This window comes from Chitinophaga sp. S165, assembly GCF_003182155.1.
In the GTDB taxonomy this organism is placed as follows: Bacteria; Bacteroidota; Bacteroidia; order Chitinophagales; family Chitinophagaceae; genus Chitinophaga.
Map to the genome: position 1 here is coordinate 40,214 of NZ_QGTG01000012.1, position 23,606 is coordinate 63,819.

The window sequence follows — 23,606 nt, forward strand, 5'->3', positions numbered from 1 at the left end:
ACTAACTGGTACAAATGAAAAAGAATTATAGAAAATATATAGTAAATGCCGCGTTGAGCACAGCGCTCATCATGGGCGGTTGTACAAAGCTTGACGAGCATGTTTATGATAAAGTGGATGAATCGCAGGTCCTCACCAGGCGCGATGATGTGATCAGGGACTTCCTGCGGCCATTTGAACATGCTTACTGGAGCATCCAGGGAAATGATATCTTCGCCGTAAATGAAAACTCCACCGACGAGATAGGCACCTACAACCGTCAGGGCGACTGGCAGGACGGTGGCTATTATCAACGTATGCACTATCATACCTGGACGACGCAGGACAACTTCACCAGTGGCGCCTGGACAGCATTTTATCAGGGTATCGTACTAGCTACCAACTCCCTGCAGGACATGGAAGGCATTGCTGACCCGACTAAACTGAATGTTACGCCAGCCGAGCTGGCCGACTTCAAAGCCGAACTCAGAACTCTGAGAGCATGGTTCTATTTAAGGGCATTCGATTTTTACCGCAATATTGTAATCGTTACAGACGTAAAAAACACTACCACCAGCCCGAATCAGACACCGCCCGCAGAAATGTTCAATTACATTGAAGCTGAGCTGAAAGCTGCGCTGCCTGACCTGCCTAAACGCGAAGCGCTGGGTGATAAAGGTATCGGCCGTTGGACACAGGCAGGAGCTGCAGGATTGCTTGCACGCCTGTATCTGAACGCAAACGCATACATTAAGCAAGACAGGTACAACGATTGCGCCACCGTTTGCCAGGATATCATAGACGGCAAATATGGTAACTATCAGCTTGATAGCCGTTGGGATGCTCCTTTTGATTATACCAACACTACCGTTAATTCAGAGACCATCTACGGTTTCCCTGCTACGCTTTCCCGTACGCACTGGCAATATGACGGCGGCATGTACTTCTGGGCAATGACCTACGATGCAGCCCCACTCTATTGCGGCTTCACCGATTATAACCAGGCAAATCCAAGATATGCACTGCAACCCGGCAGAGACGTAGACAGCGTTGAATACAGCTTTGCACTGGGCAAACCTTTTGTTAAGTTCCAGCGCTATCCTGACGACTATCGCCTTAAACTATACAAGAACCTGGGCAACAGTAAACGTGAAGGCATGTTCCTGTTCGGTTACCTGCCATTTGAGCGTAATGTGAATGGTGTAATGAAACCTGATACCGTTCGTGGTAATAAGGGTCCTTACCCGCTGTTCATCCGCGACCAGGTGGGTTGGTTCCTCGATGCCAAACCAGGACAGCGTATTGCTGATAAGGAATCGAACATGAACCATGCTGATCATAACTCAGGCGTATTCTTCCTGAAATATCCGTTATATCCGACACCTGATCCGAACCGTATCACATCGGCTTATGCAGAGATCCGCTTATCAGAGATCTATTATATGCTGGCTGAATGTAAGTACCGTGCCGGTGATAAGGCAGCTGCAGCAGGGCTGCTGAACGCAGTACGCGTAAGAAACTATCCTGCCGGTTCTCCAAGCCTGTATAAACCAGATGGTAGTCAGCTGAACGACCAGGAAATGTTAGATGAATGGGGCCGTGAGTTCTTAGGAGAGAACCGCCGCCGTACTGATTTAATCCGCTGGGGCGTGTTTAACACCGGTACATGGTGGGACAAACAACCCGATGGTGATGATCACACAGCTATATTCCCGATAGGCCGTGACATCATGGGTGCTAACCCACACTTCAAACAGAATCCGGGTTATTAATAAATACCTGCGGCCCCAATACCAGCGATGGTGTGGGGCCGCAGGTTTTAAATACAATGCCGGAGCTGTTATTTTTTCCTTACTACAATGTTTACGCCCCGTTCAGGAGCGGTATCAATATCTACCGAATAATTAATATACGCCGCACGATACCGCATGTTCTTTAACCCGTTCCCTTCTGTAACAGACATCAATTTCGTATCGAAACCTATACCATCATCAGAAATATTCAGAGACAATTTAGGATGCGCTGAAATGGAAATACTGATATTTCTACATGTGGCATATTTGATACTATTATTAACCGCTTCCCTCGCAATCAATAACAGGTTCCGCTTTTCAGCTTTAGAAATAATACGGTCTTTCAGCTCCTCATCTACCTTACAATCCAGGTGGATGCCTTTCGCATTAATAACGGGCAATACAGCATTACAGATACGTGTCATCAGGTCCTGTAATGTATCTCCACTATCATCCAGTACCCACAGCATATCCCTTAATCCTGTTGAAGCACTGGTCAGGGACTCTTCTATCTTATTCAGATACTCCTCCCGTTCTGTGCCGTTCCTGGCAAGATGCGTAAGCACCTTTACGGTATTCAGCGTACTACCCAGGTCGTCGTGAAGGTCATTAGCAATTTCACGGCGGATGGCATGTTGTCTTTCCAGCTGCGCGATCCTGTACCGGTAGAATGCAAATAATAGTCCTACCACGAAACAAACAACCAGGCCTTTGAACCAGATCGTCTGATACCATTTAGGCATGTACTCAAGGCTGAGCTCAACAAAGCGATCAGTCCAGATATCATCTTCATTACCTGCTTTTATCTGGATGGTATATTCACCGGGGTGAAGGTCCATTAAGGGGATATAGTTCTGACTACCGATGTCCGTCCATTTATCGTTCACTTCTGGTATCCTGTATGCATACTTTACTCTCTCAGGACTATTAAAATTCATGCCCGAGAAAAAGATAGTGGTCTGATAAACATCTGAAGGGATTCTTAATGTTGTCATCTGCAGGTTGGTAGTATCTCTGCTACCGGATGTAGCATCCATTTTTATCCGGTTAATATACAATCCCGGCGGTGTTGTATTCATAAAGAAATTCCGGGGGTAAATAATAGAAAAGCCATTCACACCACCTGCATAGATAGTATCCGGACTGCTGTTATAACCGCAGAACTGTTCGAATGAATTTGACTGCAGACCATCCTGTTCATAGTAGTTCCTGATCCTGTTGTTATGTACATTGACGACCGCCAGTCCGTCGTTCGATGTAACCAGGACAACACTATCTCCAACTGCAAAAACCTTGTAAACTCCATTATTACACAGGCCGGATGTTTTAGACATGATACGTTTCAGATGCAATTGTTTATCGGTTTCCACCAGGCCTTTACCGTAAACTGCAAACCAGTAACTATCATTTGTCTCGCACATATCCAGCAAGATGTCGGACGTTTGCGAAGAGGCAGCACCTGTTATTACATGACGGGAAGACTTACCCGTTAAGGGATCGAACTGAGAAAGAGAATTCGTCGACAGTACCCATACCCTCCCCTCTTTGTCTTTATAAAAAGAGCTGATATTTTCCTGGTCCAGCTGTAATCCATTTTCACTGTTATGCCTTGTTATCTTTTTGCTCGCTTGATCCCATACATACAGGCCTTTTCGTAACTGACTTCCTAAAAGAATGATGTCGTTATTATACCTGGTCATTGTGCAGAAGAGATCATTCTCTATTCCTGCTAACTCCGGGTATAGCTGTTTTGCGCGCAGTAGTTTTCCTTTAGTGATAATAAACAATCCTTCACTATTTGACACCAGAATATTGTCGGGAGTAACGGCTGCAATAAGGTAACAGGAAGCGCCTGCGTGCAGCTGCCGGATAAGGTCAGTATTTGTATTGACCTCGTATAATCCGTTGGCAGCGCCACAATAAACAATAGAATCATTTAACGGATAAATAGAAAATGCATGCTGGATCTTAGTTGTAGAACCAGCGGAACGATAGAACTTTTCAAAGGGTTGTTTTCGCAGTGAGCAATAGGACAATCCTTCCTCTGATCCCATCCACAAGCGGTTATTATCGTCGAAGTATAAAGAATAGATAGCAGTTTGCCATGCGTCACTTTCATTGTTTCGTTCACTTATTTTTGTCAGCCGTCCTGTTTGTTGTTCTTCTTTGTAAAGATGATGAGCATCTGATATCCATAGATTACCTGTAGTATCCAATGCACAACTGAATACTTCTTTTGTATTGATCACGTTTGACGCATTCCGTTGTTTGAGCGACAGCTTATTATTTGCCGCACTAATTTGCCGCAGGCCCCAGTTCGTAGATACAAACGCCTCGTTTTGCGGCGCGCCGGTTATATTCCAGAATAAGATCGATTTGCGGGAACCGGCAGTGTTCATGCCTTCAGCAGGCAACTGGCTTAATATCCTGCCTGTTTTTCCATCAAGCAGCAGCATACCTGCTTCATCGCAGCAGGCCCATATTCTCCCTTGATCATCTGCCAATAGTTTACCTATTTTAATGTCAGATAACGATGGAAAATTATCCGCCAGTTCTGGCAGTTTAATGAATGTATGTTGTGAAAGATCGTATGCGAATAACCCTTCGTAAGCGCCAATCCATAATACGTCACCGCATATCGCAACACTATGTAACCATTTGTCATTAAAAGATAATGCGGTCTTGTCTTTCTCTTCCAACGACACCACTGTCTGGGTACCTGTTGCTACCGATTGCAGTCCGCCGTTAGATGTGATCAGCCATATCAGTTGTCGTTGACGGTCTTCCGCCATATCCATGATAGTATTACCTTTCAGGCGGTGAGCGGGGTCTGATTGCTGGTTAAAAACAAGGAATCTTTTGCCATCAAAACAGTTCAGACCATCCTGTGTACTGATCCAAATAAATTTATATTGGTCCTGCAAAATTTTAGTAATATTGTAACTACTCAAACCATCTGTTTGACTATATTTGCGGAAGTGATAAAATTCCTGTAGTTGCCCCAAACAATTATTCAGGTACCCCGGAGCAAACAAAAATAAGGCGAGAAGAATACAGATTTTGCGCATTTTATAAAATCTCTTTAAAGATACTCAAAATGGCAGGAATGCACAAGTGGACAGTGATATACCTCATGGACTGTCCCGGTAACACCACTACAGCAGCAAAAGCAATGTTTGATGATATATTAAGCCTCACCATTCCCGATGAAATTTGCATTAGCATTTGTCTTCAAATACCGATAGCTGCTATTAAAAAGGTAGATCCGCTTTATCAGGGACCTGCCTCCGGACCTGGACAGACAACGTTATTCTACCAGGTTGTCCGGAATGCAGGAGGAGGCAGTAAACTTAAATTGCTGAATCAAGACGGGGACTTCGATATTACCAGTTCACATGATGTGAGGCTATTCTTCCAATCAATACATACAGGTGAACAAAGGGCAGAAAACTATATGCTGTTTACCTGGGGACATGGCGCGGCCATTAGTGTTTTTGTATCCGGCACTATGCAGACTGAAAGCCATAAGATGCTTGATATGATGGAACTGAAGGAGGCTATTCTGCATACATTCTCCGGTAAAATGAAGCTGATAGTTATGGTGGATTGCTTTATGCAGTACTTTGATACCGGCTTACTACTCCATCAGGCACAAGTTGAATATCTGGTCGCTGCACAATATGGCATCACCTTCTTCGGTTATAATTACAGGAAGATCTTCGGTGAATTATACACTAATCCCAACATATCTTCAAAGCAGCTTGCAACGCTGGTTATACCAACACGCCCTCTTTCAAAGGAATTGAGGGACAGGTTAGCATGTGCGGCATTCTTTGCAACAAAGCTATCATCGTATGACGAATTGGTTAACATCATGAACAAACTGGGCAAACGGCTAAGCGAGGAAATGGATGAACAACCTGATGTTATTCATTCAGCCATCAGGAGTGACAATTACCTTAACGGAGCAGGCAAGCTAATGGATCTTTTTGTTCTCATATATGGCATAGCGGATGCGCTCGGCGATAACTGGGAGGCTCAAACCATCGCACAACTACGCTCCCTGCAGGAAAATATGTTCATAGCAAAGTTTACAGGGCATGAACTCAACAAACTTGACCCCAAAATAGCACTTGGTCTTTCTGTTTCAATCCCAGATACATCGGACAATCATTTCTACAACGGATTTGTAAGAAACAATCCCGGATCAATTTCCGGGATTGCAGTCGCTTGCAAAGAATGGGCGACATTCGTTGATAAATATGTCGAATATGCCGATGGTCTGAAAATACAAACCGTGTTATTAACTAGATAGAAAAGGCAATTTCCACCTCTATATCGTTGTTGTCCCTGGGCTTCGCATTCATTTTTATGTTCGAACCGGTTCCGATATCCATAGGACTTTGAGGGAACTCTATCATGCGGAACCTGGTTCTTTCAAAGGAGTCGTATTCCCTGTCCTCATATGCTTTGGCAACGATCACAGCATTGATGGTCACTTTTACCTGTCCATCAATGACCTCCCGGGTTACACTGGTTACTCTCGGTTCAGTCGTTAATTCGAATATGCATGCCCTCACTACTTCCAGGTCCAAAGCAGAAGGTCCACCGGGAACTTTTGTTTTGCCATCCTCTTTTAGAATGGAAGCACCTGCTACGCTAACAGGACTTGTATCGGCGTCTTCTGTATCTGTATCCTCTTCTACTTCACTTAACGTGATCGTAAATGTAGTCTCAGGATTTTCCAACCTGGAAGAAAGTGCAATAGTGGCTGCTAATTTCACTTCTGCAGCAGCAGTCTCAGTAGCTGTACTTGTAGTTGTACTTGTAGCTGTAGTTGTTTCTAACATCTTATTAAAATTTAAGGTTAAAAATATATTGGATGTGATGATGCTTTTTGAGAGGTGTACGCGGTAAAAAGGAAAAATGGTATAATGACAGGAATGTTCCTGTTGGCCAGCATTCTTCGGAATGGAAAGATAAACGCAAGGTTAGACCAGGACAATACCAACTAGTTTGTATTTTTTATTTCCTACGGGAAAAATACGGTATGGGGAACTATTTTTCCCATTGCCGGCTCCTGCCTCTAAAAGTAAGTTTGTGTCGCACATGTAGAGCACAAACTCCGATCAATAATCCGGTTAATCTCAAAAATCAAAAACATGAAACCACTTATCCTCTTTTCACTTTCGTTGATCTGCCACCTCTGCACTGCGCAGAAAAAAGACGATGGTACAATCCAGATAACGTACAATATGCATAAGGGAGCATTCGAAAAAGATTTTCCACTTTTGATAAAAGAAGGTACTACCATAGCGCTGTCGTATACCGCTATCAATCCATTTGCCTTTAAGTCGAATGTTACTTTTTCAGATATCAACCATAGTTTTCAGGATGGGATGGATATTGTTCAATCTGCATTAAACGGCATTTCCGGACCTGAAAAAAAGGCTGCAGATGATGCAGAGTCTGAAGCCCTGGAAGCAACTTCCTCGGGTAAAAGCATATCTTCAGCTGGCGATTACCTTCGCAAGAAATACAGAACGCTAAGTTCTATGCAGCAGCACTTCGGCCGGATACAACAAAGTATCCTGGCGATTAACGCGATCATTACTATTGATACGCTAATAAAAATAGCAAAGAATGATCCTGCTAACTATTCAGGTGAGGTAATGGAAGCCGGTATTCTTAAACCAGTTGCTGCATATGGTATAACCAAAGATAACATACCCGAAAAATTCCAGTCGCATCAACAACAGATCTACAGAGGTCTTGATAGCATCTCGTTTACATTGATGGGATTGAAGACACTCAACGACAAGACTATTCAACCCTTAATTGATTCCCTCGAAAAAAAGGTTGCTGCACTCAATAACCTTTATACAGGATCTAATGCTAATGTACTTCTGAAAAACATCAGCATCATCCAATATAATCTTCACAAAGTCCTGACTGCAGATTATAATCTGCCGCCTGGTAACATCAGTACTGCTAAAGGAGACTTTATTGTCATCAGTGATGAACTGAAGGACAATACCGGTAAAGTCGCATTCACCATTGCGCCTCACCCCATCAGGACCTATGGAGGCACGCGGGTGGACTTCAGTGTTGGTCTTGCCGCCAACATTGGTGGTAATGGTACTGAATATTCGCTACGGAAAAACCCTACCGATGCTAAGACTGGCGAAGATACTGCCCATGTGATGCTGTACAAAAGCAATAAAAACAAACTGATCCAGTTCAATCCGGTCGTATTTGTGCATTGGTACAAGACTACTTCATGTAACCTTCAATGGATGCTTACAACCGGCCTTGCGCCCGACTTCTCCACACTCGCTAATTCAAGGCTGTTTATTGGTACCAGCCTGGGATTCCCGTCTTCAAACGAATTGAGCAGGCGGCTGGTACTTAGCATTGGCGCGAGCGTCGGATATGCGGATGTTCTTAAGAACAAGTACCGCGACTGGAAAAATTATCAACGATTTAGTGATCTTGATGATATTGATCTGACAGAGAAATCCCTGCGTGTAGGAGGCTTCTTTGCAATTTCCTACAATCTTGGTGGTTCCGGACATGAATAACCACCTCAGGGTATTGATCTATGATATAATACTATGACTTTATCACCTGATCCCATTGTTTATTTTCCTGCCTGTGATGATTTTCCAGTCAACTTAATTAAAGTAACTTTATGGACGAAGAACTGAAAATCGAACTTTTACAGGCCCAGATCGAACTACACCAGTATTTATACACCCGGTTAGGAATTGCCCTGCATGACAAAGTCGCTCAGTTGTTGGGTAGTGTTAATATGTTATTGGGAGCGACCATGAATGATATATCCCTGGCATCGGATACGTTAAATATTGCACAGATGTCCCTGTGTACTGCAATACAGGAGATACGCAAGTTATCGCAACCCATGCAGGACATATTCAGTTTCAATTCACTGGAGCACCTGCAACGGGAAGTGAATGATATAAATGCGTCAGGTACAGTACCGGTAGCGCTGATAAGCGTTAGAAGAGCATTATCGCTATCAGCTGAAAAACAGGTGATGTTATTCTGCATTTTACTTGACTTGGTGCGAAATTATATGGCATGGGGAGTGAGCATCAGGATTGCTGCTAAAACAGTGGAAGTAACGATCACTGATGCCGCTCTCCCCTTACCGCTGTCAGAGAAAATATTAAAGCGCATACGCCTGTTACAGGGAACATATTATTGCGGCAATGGTGTCCACATCCTTTTACCCTTTTAATTGTACAACACGATGAAAATTGCAGTAGGTATAACAGATGATCATCAGCTTTTCCTGAAGTCGCTAAGCGTTTTAATCAACACTTTCAGTGATTTCGAAGTAACGCTGGAAGCATTGAACGGGCAGGAACTATTGAATAAACTGACGGTGGCCCCTGCTTTGCCGGAAATAATCCTAATCGATGTAAATATGCCTGTTATGGGTGGGATAGATACGGTGTCAGAGATAAATAAAAAATATCCGCTCATTAAAATGATCGCCCTTTCCATGAAGGATGACGATACGACTATCATCAGGATGATCAAAGCAGGATGCAATGCCTATCTACAGAAAGATATCCATCCGGAAGAGCTGGAAAAGGCGTTACAGCAGGTATATGCGAAGGGGATCTATAACGGCGACTCGCTCAACATAAATTACCGCCGTTTGCTCACCCATGAACAGTTGGCAAAAAACCTGCAACTCACGGATAAGGAGAAAATATTCCTCCAGTTGGCCTGCAGCGATTTTACATATAAAAAGATAGCGGCTGAAATGAAAGTAGCTGAACGGACAGTGGATGGATATCGTGAATCATTGTTTGAGAAACTGAATGTACAAAGCAGGGTGGGAATGGTCCTTGAAGCGATCCGGAGAGAATTGGTATCGTTATAACATTTCACTACTGTATTATCCTGCTGCTATATACCACAGGTTAACCGGGTTATCCTTACCGGTATTCCGCGTGAATTGACCTGCATAAATCTCTAGCCATAGGCAACCATTGTAGTACCTGTTCTGGTCTGTTCTATTTACCCTCTTCTCAACGGGAATTGCGCACCCCTAAATTGTATTTTGACGCCCGTTGAAAAACCACCTTTATCAAAAAAAACAAGACCCTCCCATGAAAACGCTAAGACTATTTAGCTTTGCTATAATGGCTTTATGCCATTTTGGTTGCGTAAAGACCCAGTTCACAGAGCCCACTGCAATCAGCAACAATGATCTGACAACAGCAAAGCTAACAGCCAATGCCGCTGCTGTTCCCGGCGACCTGGCCGATGGTAATATTAAATACTTCGGCCGCTGGGACTTCACCAATCCGGCAGAATATGCCAGCTATTGGGGTGGCGCCTACTTCCGGGTAAACTTTACTGGTACTACGGTGAAGATCAAAGTAGGGTACCCTACCCACTATTATGCAAAGATTGACGATGGTCCATGGATAAGCTATTACAATGCTTCCGGCACCATCAACCTTACGCCTGCACCACTAAGCAATGGTACTCATACGCTCAGCGTGGCACAAGGCAAAGACTATGACTATCAATTTAAATTCCAGGGGCTGATACTGGACGCCGGTGCTACTACCAGCGCCCCTCCGGCACTGGCAGCGCTCATTGAATGGATAGGCGACTCTATTACCTGTGGTTACACGGACGAACAGGCTAACGTATCAGGTTATGGCTGGGTATGTTCGGAACAGCTATTACATACGGAGCACACCCAGATCGCTTACCCTGGTATACGGCTGGTTAGTGGTGATAATGGCCCCGGTATGGATGTACAGTATTTTAAGCTCCAGAATCCCGCTTTTAATGCTACCCCCTGGGACTTTACACGATATACGCCCAAAGTGATCGTTATCAACCTAGGAACAAACGATAACGGCCACGTACCAGAGGCGCAGTTCCGTGACAGTTACATCACGTTCCTCTCAAACATCCGTGCGAAGTTCTCTAATGTGGAGATCTTCGTAATGCGCACCTTTAATGGTTACCTGGTAACACCCACAGTAGCGGCAGTAAATGCCCGTATTGCGGCCGGCGATACTAAAGTACATTACGTTGATACCGACGGCTGGATGACGGGTGCAGATTATACTGACGGCCTGCATCCCAGCGTTGCGGGCAATATCAAGGCGGCTAACCTGTTACAGCCTATCCTGCAACCTTATCTGACCGGCACTCCAACAAGCGGTGTTACGTTCTACAGGGATACGGAGTATGGTGGCCCTGCCAGCCAGGTATTACCTGTCGGCAATTATACCATTGCGCAGCTGGCAGCGAAAGGCATGCCGAATGACTGGGCATCTTCTGTAAAAGTACCTGCAGGAAGAACCCTGATCATGTACGCTGATGATAACTTCAGCGGCACATCCTGGACCAGGACCAGTGATACACCTAACTTTACTACACTAAGCCCGAATGCCAACGACCAGGTGTCGTCAATACGGGTACAATAGTGGCTACATGCCATGATACTATCCTCACCCGTATAAAACAGGGTGAGGATATTTTTTTCAATCAGTTGATTTTCAATACTCAAAACATATTTATAGTAATTGGGCAAATATTATTGCTCACTTTATTATCATTTTAAAAATCCGGACTATACAATTTAACGTACGTACTGTCGCAACCACTACTCGTTTAAGTATATTGCATATACCCCATGTGCTAGTCATTAGCATTCTTAATCTATCCCATGCAGATCTTCCTGATTGTTCTCTTAAAGTGCATACAATGTGCTTTAGGGGTAAGTTATTTTATTCAATTGAAAAATAGTGATTGAAATAAAATAGATTTTTTTCATAAAACATGCAGTTAATTATAAAGGTCTTCCTGCATTTTCGGCACAAGTAGATGGGGTATGTTCAAGAAGTTCTTTTTCGGCTGGTTGCTTTATAAGATGTGTTTTGTTTCGCTGAGTTTAAAACATTAACTGATGGCAGTGATTCAGGTAAATTACGATCAACCAGATAAGATGACAATTCCGGAAAAGGATAATGTCATTTTATTATGTGATTACAAATCTTATTTTGACCCCAACTATCGACACAAGCTACTATTTGATAAATCAGCTTCCGGGAAAATAGATCCCAGTCATGTTTGCTCTCCTTTCGAAGCTATTGCCGCATATATTAAAAGCAGAAATCCGGATATCGAAGGAGATGTCCAGGTTATCGACCTTGAAGGTGATATCTGCCATGCAGCTACCATCAATTTTACTGCAGGCAGATATTCATTGAATAAAGACAGCATCTGTCGCGATGTCCCACTTATTCCTCTCTTCGAACGTTATTTCAATTATAATTATCAAGACATCAAAGCGTTTGATCAGTTCCTGGAACAGCCCGACCCAAACGGAGCGACTATCGGGTATTCAGTAGCAAAAGCGATCCGAGAGCAGTCTAATGGTGACAAGCGTTACAACAAATTGATGGAAGTATTCGATCAGAAATTATGGGCGGATATTGAGATTGATCATATCCTCGCTTTCAAAAATGAGATAGCCAGGCAGCTGTCTATCGATTTGCAGAAAAGCCATTATTTTTTTGGGCTGCTTGGTTCAGTGCTGTCAGGAACTTACGAACCTACCTGCCGGATAGCTAAACTCCAGGGGGCTGCACAACTACAACAATATGGAGCATCGTTCTATGCAGCGGCTGCAACAAACGTAAAAATAAAGGTACACAGCTACCCCGATGACAAGGATCTATATTTAGTACCGGCTGATACCCCTTATGAAGAGTATATACGTCCCAAAAAACTTCCGGTCCTGTATGCGGGAGCAATAACTTTATATATAGGCAACCATCCGGTCGATCTGACCTGTGACCACCAGGTATTCAGCAACACTGAACTTTTTTTTTACCAGGATGGTAACCAGCACATCTGGGCTACAATAGGTGAAAAGTCTTATCTGTTATAATGACGTCGATGATCAACCCCAGCGCAATCATAGAGTACATCGAAAACCTGGAGCCCAGCGATGCCCTGGCACAGGCACAAATGACCAGGGATGTCAGCTCCATTATGGCCGCGCTGATCAGCTTTAGCGATCGGTTCAACGCTCCAAGAAAGCTGCAGCTAATGAAAGAAGAGACCGACCGGCTGAAAGAGCTGATCGCCCAGCTGCAACAAACGATTGCGCAAATGGATCGCGAGCAGGAAGAGCATCATACCATTATGGAACAACTCCAGGAATTACGCACCCGGCACCAGGAACTCACTACACTCGAGAAACAACGCAGCGAGATACAGGAATTAGATCGTCTCCTATCAGAGAAAGATCCGGCAGCGATTCAGCAGGAATTAATGTCATGGCAAGAGACGCACCAGGGGGATATAAACGAGCTAAACAAATTACTCAGTGAGCTAGATACCTTCTTTTCCGGTTTAGAAAATGACTTCTTACAGGAAACAAAAGCTCTCTGGTCCAACATACAGAACAAACGAAATCGCATTGACACTAACCTACAGGATATTACCGATGAAATCAAACAAGAGAAAACAGAATTGTCAATATTAAGCAAGCAATATTACCAGGAGCTTGATAAAGCAACAATATCATATACCGAAGTACACACGCAACTCACGACGATTAAGGAAAAGCTGATAGACATCCGTGACCGGCACAGCAAGAACATATCGGTATATCAACAGCACTTCGAGCAAAATCAGGCCATTTACGGCGCCTTAGGCAAGCGCCATCACCTAGATAGTCACATGAAAACGCTTTTTGACCGGGTAGGGGAACAGTTAAAACAGTTTGATAAAGAGATCAAGGTACTGGTAGAAAAAGCGGATAAGATGACGATTTTCTGATCTATGAAAAGAAGAAACCCCAAACCCGTAAAAACCGTATTCAGGAGCTACTTTCGAAAACAGTACCTGAACCGGATGATCCGCAATTTATTGGTGGAGATACCTGAAGTTCCAGGGCTTATGTTGCGCGCCAGGAATAAATGGAACACCATTGCCTCGCCGCTACTGAAATACCTGAACAGGTCAGGTGTCCGCAACCCTCCAATACCGGTTGTAGATCTTGACGTGCTGCGTAACATACTAGCAGCCAGACTACCCAAAAACCACCGAAAACTGATCAACATTTCCGACAGTTTAAACATCGACTTTGAACAGGTCAGGTTAAAAGATATACTGGCAGATCAGGCATCCATACTACAAAAAATGATTCAGCAGCAGCGACGCATACTAGACGAACAGACTGAAAAATTTATACAAGAAGAAAAAAAACGACGTGAAAAACACCATTCAACATCCCGACACAGTTAAGAAGATGAATCCACTATACCGTTTCTTTTGCTGGGCAGGAGGTGCCAATACCGATGTACTGGACGAACTGCCTACTGAAAAAAACCGTTTCTTTTCTTACGGTACGGTGATCTGCACGACAGCCCTATTCGCCTTTTTGTCCTCCTCCTACGCGTTTACGGTATTACTGAAGGATGAGATCGGATATGCAGCATTCCTTCCGGCGGTAGCCTGGGGAATATTCATTTTTTGTCTCGACCGTTTCTTTATTGTATCAGTATCCAACCGCGGTACCTTCTGGATGAAATTGAAACTGGCCTGGCCGCGACTATTATTGGCTGGCTTCATCGGTATCATCATTTCCAAACCCCTTGAATACCGCATCTTCGACCAGGAAATACGTGATGAACTCCGCATAACCCAAAACAAACTGTTAGCAGATCTGGACACCCTGGAATCACAGAAAAAAGTTCTATTGGAAAAAGCCAGAACAAAGGTGATCAATCAGTTACCGGAAACCGAAGAAATGCAACCACTACAGAAACGCTACATAACCTTAGTAGAAGATCTGGCGATTAAAGATTCAGCAATTTTTGCGCGGACGGATAGCGTAGCGTACGAAACTGATGGGAAAGGAAAATCCAGATTAGTAGGATATGGAACCAACGCAAAGCTTCACAGGGCATTCCGGGATTCTTTGGTTGCTCAAAAGAATCTGCTGAAGTTAGATACCAGTTCCACGCGAATAAGAATCGACGCCATCGATGCCCGACGTCAGGTAAAGATCAATGGCTATATACAAAACAACCACCAGCAGGCGCTTGCAAAATTGGCGACAGAGATGGACCTCCAACGAAAACAATTGTTGGAAAATTATCAGCCGTCTATTCTCAATCAGGAAGTAGCACTAGGCAATATTAGCAAAAAGGACCAGACGGCTTCACATGCCATACTCTTCGTCACACTCCTCTTTATATTTATTGAAATGGCGCCGATGATACTAAAACTGATGACCAAGCCCGGCGCATATGAGAATCGCATTATGCAGATAGAATCTTCCTACAGTACGGAAGACAGATTACGCCGTTCGCTGGATATGGAGGAATATAAAAGCAACAGAGGCCTGGTAAGACACTTGGCACACTCTCAACGCGAGATCATAAAAACTGCGATGTCAGGCTGGCACGAAGAACAGATAAATAAAGCGAATAACGATCCCGATTACCATAACGATATGTTCAATAACAGTCATGACAACTAACACCCTACAGCCGCGAGTAAGTGTAAACCTGGTACATGCTTCTCCATTGGAAAGCATCCGCGTTGCCAGTGAGTATATTGCCAATCACAATGCATCCCTCGCCTCACAAATCGAAGAGATCCGTGACGCAATTAAGCAGTCAAAGGTCGATACCGCTGCAGCAAGTCTGGCTTACGCGTCAGCCACAGAGGCGGAAACGGCATTAACGAAAGACATTGACTTCCTCATAAAGCAACTAGAGGGCAAGCAACAGGAAAAAGAAAATCTGGAAGCATCGATACAGTTGCTGGAACTTGAAATACATGATAATGACATGTCAATAAGACAGATGAGTTCCTTGTATAAGAACTTTCCAAAGAATGCACCTGCAGAGGTTTTACAGTTACAGATAGAGGGCAGTAAGATAATTGCTACCAGCCAGAAAAAACTAAATTTCCCTTGTGATCTTATTCTGGCATTGACTGACGCCAAACAACCTGTTACCCAGACAACAGGAAAAGCCACCTGCCTTTTTTTAATCGGGCGTGAAGACTGGATTGTTGTAACACAAAATAAATGGTCCTGCGATTGGAAGAAAAAAATAAAAGGACTTAACGCGGGTAGCTACCAGATATTTTTCAGCCATCTTTCTGTTGAAGAATATGATTGTAAGCTCAGTTCTCCCGCCCCAAAAATAATTATTATATAATGGAGCATGTTAGTTTCACCCTCGATGTAACATGTCCCGTTTGTAAATATCCGGTCTGTTACCCTGATCAGAAATCCTGTCAGCATTGCCACTGGCCGGTATTGGTATACACAATGAGGCCGGATCCCGATCACCTGAAAGAACTTGATAACAGACTTGCGGGTCACAGACAGGCATTGAACTTATATAAGGAATATACAAAAAACCTACCGGGTATCAGATCTCAACTGGATGAAGCGTCATCTGCTTGTAGTGATCAGGAAAAGCGGTTTGAGCAAATAAAAGAAAAACTGGCGGCGCTGGAACAACAAAAATGTGCATTACAAAAACATCCTCTACATACAGAAGATTTGGTTGTGCTGCGCAATAAATTACAGGACCTTAATAAAAAAAAGAAACAGCAGGAAAAAAAAATGGCAGCGATCTCTGATATACCTCACCCGCCGCTAACCATACGTTGTACCTACGATCAGTCATCGAATGAAATTAAAGCACAGGTAACAGCACTCCGGCGCAATGAACCGGTCCGAATAGAGCCATCCCTGGCGCTTGCCGTCTCGTCACAACCGTTTGCACATTTCAATCAGGCAGAACGTATTATACCCGTACAGGATCAATTCAGCGAGGTCAAGATCTATGAGCTTGATCAGGAACTGAGTTTTCCACTGGCACATGTACCACCAGGACCTGTTAAACATTTTCAGATTATTCATCTATACCATCACACTATCTCAAAATTTGTTATCGATGATGAAATGTAACCGTTGTGGTAAACGTCAATATACCCATGTGAAATGTGAAAGATTTGACTGCCTGCACCCGGATTATGCCGAAGCTATGAAGAGAAGATTCCCTTACGAGATACCACCTAAATGCCTTTTTTCTCTGGTCGGCGGCATCAATGCTGGTAAAACATACTACCTGGTATGCCTCATTCATGAATTGCTCCGCCCTTCTTCAGCTAACAAAATACTGCTAAAGAAAATGGGCATTATAAATATTGAAATGATTGATCCCGAATCAGAAAACTTATTAGACCTGCTCATTAAGTTTAGTAAAGATGGTGGGATGGAAGCGACCAAACCGGACATACTTGGCTTTTTCAGTCTGATCATCACGATGGAAAGCGGTAAAATATATGAGCTTGTATTATTCAATTCTTCGGGTGAAAAAATAGAAGACGAAATAATAAAAAGAAAATTCTATACAGATTCACATGAACTGAAAGGAACTGTTAGCCTTTGTTTCGTAAACCCCAGAAAGGATACTGGGCTCAACCGGATATTGGAACGACCTAACCAGGAAGTTCGTGCTAATTTCAATTTTGCAGAACATTTCCATAAGGTCATGCAAAAAGTAAAAGATAATAATCAATATGTAGATACTCCAACAGCGATCTGCATCTCAAAATTCGATCTCCTTTTACATAGGAGGCCCAAAGATATCCCACCCGAACCGTTTGTAGACGCTACCTCCAAATCCTTTTTCCGAGATATCAAGACAGTGTCCAAACAACTGAGAGCGTTTTTGGAAACACATAGTGATACCATTGATCCCATCGATCTCGATTCAAAATTCAGCAACAGTTGTTATTTCGCAGTCGCTCCTTTTGGGAAAGATGAAAATTTTTACTGGGACTTTAGAGAACCTAAAGGATTACTAGCCCCATTTCTTTGGGCATTGCAACAATCACAAATAATAAACGATACTCATGGAGTACACTGATCAGGATATAAACGCACAGGCGCCCTTATCTTCCACAATGGATATACCCGAGGAAGAAGCCGTATTCGCTTTAACATCTGCCACAGTGCCGGGAGTAACATCATCCCCCATCCCCCGTTTAAGCTTCATAGAAAGAATAACGGAGGCGTTCGATGTCATTCCCGCTTATTTCGATACATTATTTAACCGGTACCAATGTCCCTATTGTTTTGCCAATGTCCATCGCCGGATGAAGGAGTACAATATACGCACAGGACATAGGAAAGCCGTTAAATTATACCGGTGTGCAAACTCAAGCTGCAGATCAGAACTTCCTTCCGACTTTTTTGCCAGCCGAACTACCAGCCTTGCTGTTGTCGGAGGATTACAGTGTGGAAAGACTTCCTTTATCACATTGTTTTGTGAATTGTTGATGCATCGCAAATCCCTGCTGGGCGATTTAGGTATATATGGCTCGATTATCAACCAGGAAGGCAGAGACCAGTTCGAGAAAAACCGCTCTATACTGATACAACAGGAACTCAGCCTGGACGGTACAACCAAAGACCAGCATCCTACTATTGTACGCCTTCATAACAAACATCATAAGAAGGTTACCTACATCACACTGCTGGACAGCCCCGGAGAACAATTTAGTAAGATCGATATACTCATACAGAAACATCCCAACCTTCAATACGCCCAGGGCATTGTTTTCCTTATGAATCCTCTTGATATAGGTGAATTACTTCGCCTGATCCAAAAGGAACGGCCAGGCACAATCCCTTCAGGCTCCTACACTAACAATAACAATTTCGATATCCTTGAAACACTTTACCAGTTTTATCTCAGAACCGGCAGAATAAAACCTAACCGGAAAATAAAAGCGCATACAGCTTTTTGTCTGTCCAGAGCTGACCTGATCGCAGAGATCGTCAATTTGTATATCCCTCCCGACTTCGACCCCGACATGGAAAGTATACAGGATATTCTCTCTGAGGTCGATCTGGTATCTACCGACCTCAGAGAACTATTGGAAGAAACCGATAAGAAACTACTCAATATCATGGACAAACAGTACCAGAACTACCGGCTGTTCCCTGTATCCCCATTGGGCAAAATGCCCCGTCGGGATGGTATGGATCTAAGGGTACCCGGAGGCGTAGACCCTAAGGGTGTACTTCAACCACTTATCTGGCTTCTTCAACAAACCAAATTCATCACTGAACAATGACCAGCAACGTTATTACATTCAGACAACATATCAAAACGTCCTCGCGTGCAAGAAAGGGATACCGTACCTACCAATATACGCCTCCAATGGACGAACAGACAGATGAAAAACTTGGCGGTTACGGCGTCTACGTGTCTACTGCTTATTCTGACATGTCTTCTATCGGACTGGGAGAACGCCCGGAATTATTTCTGTTCTATAACCTCGATCCAAAAACAAAGGTCGTATCAAGATCAACATACGTTGGTTTTGACCTCCACTCATATCCGCCCAGACCGGGTAATTATGTTTCACATGCGCTCGTTACAGATAGCCAACACCGGTTCAATCCTGTAGAACTATATAAGAAAGCTGCCTGGAAAACCGGAGACATTATAGCGGCGGAAGACAGTTCCAACGATCCTATACCTATCAATATATCTCCATTGTCAATGCAGGTGGACCCTGAATTCATATACCTGGATTGTTTCGATGAGCTACTACTTCCAACATTCTCCGATCCGGGCATTTCCGGCGGAAAAACCGCTTCCCGGCAGAAAATGTTTATGGCGGTGGTTGACGCCATCATCAGGCGGCAGAAAGTACTCATTATTGACGATAAGTCGACGCTATTGAATTGGGCGATGTGCCTGTTGCAATCCTTTCCCCTTGATTTTGTACACCGGCATCTCTCCATTACCTCCTTTGCCAACTCCCATACCTTGATGGATATCTGTCAGGTATTATGTTTTGAAACAGAGAACAGTGAGCGGGTCAAGCGCATGGCCGATAGAGCAACGGTGATCGACATCAATAATGCGGGAGTTGAAAATCCTGGCATCTATGCACGTTCGTTGCTTACCGCCATTCAGAAAGGTGACTTCGCCCACTTCAGGGATGAAGTCTTCTCGAAGATCTCAGCAGCGGCCTACACTCCGGAGCTGTTCAATAAATGCGCCGACCTTTTCCACCAGATGCCGGAAGTACCCTATATGCCGGCACAAAAATTTGAAACGTTCTTTACCTCCCAGGCAGACGATGCACAGAATGTTGAAAGGATCATATCGATCGTGCAGCGATATGAGCGGGCTGACCTTTGTAATATCATCTGGCGCACATTGCTCAAAAAAAAACCGCCCACTGCGGATGATCTCAGTACCTACAGAGTTATCTCCCAATATATAATATCGCACCTCACTGATGACCTGTGGATCAAGCTGGAAAGTGAGGTGGCAGATAAACTATTATTTAGCAGGCTTGACCAGGTAAGCACATTCTTTTCCGTAACGAATATCTTATCACCAGACAGGAATACGCCCTTCATTAATAAAGTGATACCACTCATTAACTCCAACCAGCAGCAGACGATCAAAGAAAGAGGCATCTGTATGATCAAAGATTTTGTTGTCGGAGAGATCACCGCCGATCAAAAAAGCCAGCTGGAAAAGATACAGGATCAGATTGATTTCATGGACCAACTTGAAAAAGCGCCCGCATCAGAGCAATATCCCTTATTCCTCCGGGCCTATGAATATGAAAAACTGGGCAAAGCGTTCGTTCTTGGCTGTGTGTCTCATCTCAAACAATTTACCTGGCACTTGTTTTTCAACTGGCCGCAATGGGATATCAATTCATTAAGGTCCCTATTCGAAATAGCCGAGTTATCTTTCAAACTTCCTGACAAAGCCCTGGCGCTTTGTGTTTTACAATCGGAATGCAGTCCGAAAACATTCAGATTCCATTTTGAGCAGTTAACGGACAACGAACAGAAAGATTTTGTCAACGTCATTCCTCTTCCTGTGCGCGACCGGCTGATGGATTCCCTGTCCTTGGAAAAGGTCCTGACATTCGTCCCACATGTTAACGTCCATGATGCACTGAACAGATATATTGCACGATGTTTTCGTGATTCTCAACAAAGTGATCTCTGGTCTCTTTGTAACTTGATACACAATCCAACGGCTGACAAATCGAAATTTCCAAATACCATCATCCACATAAACGGCTCGAACCTGAAACCCGTATATGACGCTCTTGACAACGACGTTGCTCATATACCAATTGAACATATAAGGATAGCCAGGTTACTAAGCGAAAAGGGGAAAATTAAACGTCCGGTACCTGCTGCACATATGGATATTACATTAGACCATATCCGGGCAATCGGCAGACTGGATCATATGGGACAAGTTGCAAAATATGTGAAGAATAAACGTTTCGACGAACAAGTCCTACGTTCATTAATAAAGCTTCCCTGGCCCCATTATGCGTGGGAAGTCCTTTTTAATGAACTGGATAATCGAAATAAGGAGAAACTTCCGGTAATGTTAAAAAACATATTAACTGATTTACAGCAGCGATACCCAGCCTCCTCCAAATCTGCCGCCGCAATAAACACTCCGTTGCTACAATGGCAACACATCATTTACCAGTATGCAGTATTCCTGATCGTCAAGGACGAATATTCACATTATCTAACGTTGCTTAATACCATCCGGCCTTCCTGGGAAGATTACAAGATCATCAGAGATCAGTTAGTGTGCTTAATGCCGGAGGAAAATAATACATATACAGCATTCAAAAGTCCGTCAAATAAAAAAGGTTTTCTTTTCACTAGAACACATGGCCCCACCTGGAGGTAATGCATATGACACCATCCCGTCTCAATATCGCACAGCTTTGCCCGGCTACCAAGACACTCGGTCCTGGTGAACGCTTTGCCATATGGGTGCAAGGTTGTCCATTCAATTGTAAAGGATGTATTTCTCCTGATTGGATCCCATTTAAGATAGCTACCCCAATGCCAATAGATCTGCTGGCAAAGCAGATCATAGCTGAGCAAAACATTGAAGGCATTACTATTTCGGGAGGCGAACCCATGATGCAGGCAGGTAAATTATCCGGTTTGATCCGGCGGATATCAGCAGAGCGTCCCGAATTGAATGTGATCGTTTTCACAGGCTTTACACACCGCCAGTTGGTATGGGATGAGGCACGGGAATTATTAGCCTGTATTGACCTGCTTGTTGATGGTCAATATGTACAACATCTCAATGATCAGACAGGCCTGCGAGGTTCAGCCAATCAGCAATTTCATTTCCTGACCGATCGGCTGCTGCCTTTTAGGGAACAGATCCTTAACCGGCGATCCGATATAGAGATCCATTTATTAAACGATGGAGCACTGATGGCAGGTATCCCTCCATCCGGCTTCAATTGGTAACGATAAAAGAACTAACCATGAGCGGAGAAAAAAGAACGCCCATACAGATCCTGCAAGATCAGATGCTGGATAATCGCCGGCAGTTGTATGATATCCAGCAACAACGGGACCGCTTGCAGCAATCCCTCAATAACATGCAAACAGAGAATGCTGCAAAATATGCCGCACTGCGTACCGAACTGGAAAAACGCGACCAGAAAATGGCTGCCGTAGCCAACTCCCTTAAAAGCGAATTGCGTAATCAAGCTGCAGAGCATCAGCAACAGATGGCTCAACAACGTCAGCAAGTATTGCAGGAAATGCAGGACCTGGAAGTTCGCGTAGATCAGAAAGTAGAAAACCTACGGAACTGGACAAAGGGAAAACTTGATGAACAGCGCAGGGAATACCAGCGTATCTCACAATTGCAGCAACAACAAATCAACAACCTTAAGATCGATATTGAACAGATCAACAGGCGCGAAGAACATCGTGAGAAAAGGGCCACCGTGTACTTATCCGACCTTGAACAGCTTATCCAGGCAGCAGATCAGTACCTGCCACACCAACGTTTTGCACCGGGGCATCTGGACAAGATAAAACGCCAGCTGGAAGCTGCCCGCCGCCAGTTACGGGAAGACGTTCCTGCTGCTGCTATTGCGACTATTCAACGGGCTCATTTCGAACTGATGGATCTTGAAGAAGATATCATGAACAAAGAAATGGAATTCGAAATGACCTACCGCACCGTAGCTGATGCAGTTGGCGCACTGTTCACCGCTGTCAGGCAAAACCGCCAGATCAAACTGGAAAACAATGCCACACTCCAGGAAGCGGATTTCTGGACCAATGGACGTTACCAGGTACTGGAAGACAAAATAAAAGCAGTGAGGGAACATATCGATCAAAACCAGTCAACGCTCACTACCGTACAACTGAACAATTATCTCAACGATCTTGAACAGTTCTCGCGGGAACAGGAAACGCTCGTGAATGAGGCAGTAGAACGTATCATTTCTTCGCAGCTCCGGGCAGAGATAGGCGATGTGGTAATAGAAAAACTGGAAGCCCAGGGATATAGGGTACAAAACGGACAACGCGGTTACTCTACCAGCGACCAGCGTGAACCTTATATGATAAAGCTGTCAAATGTACTCGGCACCGAAATCGTGACGGTCATCTCTCCCAATGAGAAGACCTATGAAAACACACTTTCTATCAATACCTATAATGAAGAACATATGGACGATGAGGGAAAGCGCAAACGCAATACTGATCTCCTGGTAGCATTACGTGAAGGTGGCCTTCACGCCGGTGAGACCATTTGCAACGACCAGGGCATCCACGAGTTCTATGATGTGGAGAACCTTATCAAACAGGGATCAAAAAAACTGCCGAAACAGGTAGTACAACAAGCATCCGACCTGTCTGTACCATCGTCTGCCAAAACAACCAACAAATAACGGAAT

At 44.0% G+C, this 23,606-nt stretch carries 19 protein-coding genes; 17 read left to right on the forward strand and 2 right to left on the reverse strand.

Annotation, left to right across the window (positions count from 1 at the left end):
- Nucleotides 1–14 precede the first annotated feature (14 nt).
- The gene (locus C7475_RS29540; RefSeq protein ID WP_110057044.1) at nucleotides 15–1,751 is read left to right on the forward strand and encodes a RagB/SusD family nutrient uptake outer membrane protein; all 1,737 of its coding nucleotides are present in this window, start codon (nucleotides 15–17) and stop codon (nucleotides 1,749–1,751) included.
- 68 nt (nucleotides 1,752–1,819) lie between these two features.
- Here C7475_RS29540 and C7475_RS29545 read toward each other — a convergent pair whose 3' ends face one another.
- The gene (locus C7475_RS29545) at nucleotides 1,820–4,723 is read right to left on the reverse strand and encodes a triple tyrosine motif-containing protein (RefSeq protein ID WP_158286649.1); all 2,904 of its coding nucleotides are present in this window, start codon (nucleotides 4,721–4,723) and stop codon (nucleotides 1,820–1,822) included.
- A 155-nt stretch (nucleotides 4,724–4,878) separates the two neighbouring features.
- Between C7475_RS29545 and C7475_RS29550 the strand changes: the two genes are divergently transcribed.
- The gene (locus C7475_RS29550; protein WP_158286650.1) at nucleotides 4,879–6,087 is read left to right on the forward strand and encodes a clostripain-related cysteine peptidase; all 1,209 of its coding nucleotides are present in this window, start codon (nucleotides 4,879–4,881) and stop codon (nucleotides 6,085–6,087) included.
- Here C7475_RS29550 and C7475_RS29555 read toward each other — a convergent pair.
- The gene (locus C7475_RS29555) at nucleotides 6,080–6,622 is read right to left on the reverse strand and encodes a hypothetical protein (RefSeq protein ID WP_110057047.1); all 543 of its coding nucleotides are present in this window, start codon (nucleotides 6,620–6,622) and stop codon (nucleotides 6,080–6,082) included. The two genes, C7475_RS29550 and C7475_RS29555, sit on opposite strands and share 8 nt — an antisense overlap.
- 312 nt (nucleotides 6,623–6,934) lie before the next feature.
- Here C7475_RS29555 and C7475_RS29560 point away from each other — a divergent pair, with 312 nt between their 5' ends.
- The 15 genes from C7475_RS29560 to C7475_RS29630 all read left to right on the forward strand — a co-directional run bounded on the left by C7475_RS29560 (nucleotide 6,935) and on the right by C7475_RS29630 (nucleotide 23,600).
- Nucleotides 6,935–8,353 carry a hypothetical protein gene (locus C7475_RS29560; RefSeq protein ID WP_110057048.1) on the forward strand — a complete coding sequence of 473 codons (1,419 nt, stop codon included), beginning with the start codon at nucleotides 6,935–6,937 and terminating at the stop codon, nucleotides 8,351–8,353.
- 110 nt (nucleotides 8,354–8,463) lie between these two features.
- The gene (locus C7475_RS29565; protein ID WP_110057049.1) at nucleotides 8,464–9,033 is read left to right on the forward strand and encodes a hypothetical protein; all 570 of its coding nucleotides are present in this window, start codon (nucleotides 8,464–8,466) and stop codon (nucleotides 9,031–9,033) included.
- A gap of 12 nt (nucleotides 9,034–9,045) precedes the next feature.
- Nucleotides 9,046–9,687: a response regulator transcription factor gene (locus C7475_RS29570; RefSeq protein ID WP_233260009.1), complete on the forward strand. Its 642-nt coding sequence runs from the start codon at nucleotides 9,046–9,048 to the stop codon at nucleotides 9,685–9,687.
- Between the two features lie 229 nt (nucleotides 9,688–9,916).
- On the forward strand, nucleotides 9,917–11,257 hold the full coding sequence (locus tag C7475_RS29575; RefSeq protein WP_110057051.1) for a GDSL-type esterase/lipase family protein: 1,341 nt from the start codon (nucleotides 9,917–9,919) through the stop codon (nucleotides 11,255–11,257).
- A gap of 482 nt (nucleotides 11,258–11,739) precedes the next feature.
- A complete protein-coding gene (locus C7475_RS29580) occupies nucleotides 11,740–12,726 on the forward strand; it encodes a hypothetical protein (RefSeq protein ID WP_110057052.1) in 987 nt (328 codons plus the stop codon).
- 8 nt (nucleotides 12,727–12,734) lie between these two features.
- On the forward strand, nucleotides 12,735–13,622 hold the full coding sequence (locus C7475_RS29585) for a hypothetical protein (RefSeq protein ID WP_146217697.1): 888 nt from the start codon (nucleotides 12,735–12,737) through the stop codon (nucleotides 13,620–13,622).
- 75 nt (nucleotides 13,623–13,697) lie between these two features.
- A complete protein-coding gene (locus tag C7475_RS29590; protein WP_158286651.1) occupies nucleotides 13,698–14,090 on the forward strand; it encodes a hypothetical protein in 393 nt (130 codons plus the stop codon).
- The gene (locus C7475_RS29595; protein ID WP_146217698.1) at nucleotides 14,056–15,330 is read left to right on the forward strand and encodes a DUF4407 domain-containing protein; all 1,275 of its coding nucleotides are present in this window, start codon (nucleotides 14,056–14,058) and stop codon (nucleotides 15,328–15,330) included. Before C7475_RS29590 ends, C7475_RS29595 begins: the two co-directional genes overlap by 35 nt.
- Nucleotides 15,320–16,018: a hypothetical protein gene (locus C7475_RS29600; RefSeq protein ID WP_110057056.1), complete on the forward strand. Its 699-nt coding sequence runs from the start codon at nucleotides 15,320–15,322 to the stop codon at nucleotides 16,016–16,018. Before C7475_RS29595 ends, C7475_RS29600 begins: the two co-directional genes overlap by 11 nt.
- Nucleotides 16,018–16,779 carry a hypothetical protein gene (locus tag C7475_RS29605; protein ID WP_146217699.1) on the forward strand — a complete coding sequence of 254 codons (762 nt, stop codon included), beginning with the start codon at nucleotides 16,018–16,020 and terminating at the stop codon, nucleotides 16,777–16,779. The genes C7475_RS29600 and C7475_RS29605 overlap by 1 nt, the downstream gene beginning before the upstream one ends.
- A 76-nt stretch (nucleotides 16,780–16,855) precedes the next feature.
- Nucleotides 16,856–17,743 (forward strand): hypothetical protein, encoded by an 888-nt coding sequence (locus tag C7475_RS29610; RefSeq protein WP_146217700.1) that lies wholly within the window; start codon nucleotides 16,856–16,858, stop codon nucleotides 17,741–17,743.
- On the forward strand, nucleotides 17,730–18,956 hold the full coding sequence (locus tag C7475_RS29615) for a hypothetical protein (protein WP_110057059.1): 1,227 nt from the start codon (nucleotides 17,730–17,732) through the stop codon (nucleotides 18,954–18,956). Before C7475_RS29610 ends, C7475_RS29615 begins: the two co-directional genes overlap by 14 nt.
- Complete coding sequence (locus tag C7475_RS29620; RefSeq protein ID WP_110057060.1) at nucleotides 18,953–21,577, forward strand: hypothetical protein; 2,625 nt, start codon at nucleotides 18,953–18,955, stop codon at nucleotides 21,575–21,577. Before C7475_RS29615 ends, C7475_RS29620 begins: the two co-directional genes overlap by 4 nt.
- Nucleotides 21,577–22,158 carry a 4Fe-4S single cluster domain-containing protein gene (locus C7475_RS29625; RefSeq protein ID WP_199236313.1) on the forward strand — a complete coding sequence of 194 codons (582 nt, stop codon included), beginning with the start codon at nucleotides 21,577–21,579 and terminating at the stop codon, nucleotides 22,156–22,158. Before C7475_RS29620 ends, C7475_RS29625 begins: the two co-directional genes overlap by 1 nt.
- A gap of 17 nt (nucleotides 22,159–22,175) precedes the next feature.
- Nucleotides 22,176–23,600, forward strand: a complete 1,425-nt coding sequence (locus tag C7475_RS29630; RefSeq protein WP_110057061.1) for a hypothetical protein — start codon at nucleotides 22,176–22,178, stop codon at nucleotides 23,598–23,600.
- Nucleotides 23,601–23,606 lie beyond the last annotated feature (6 nt).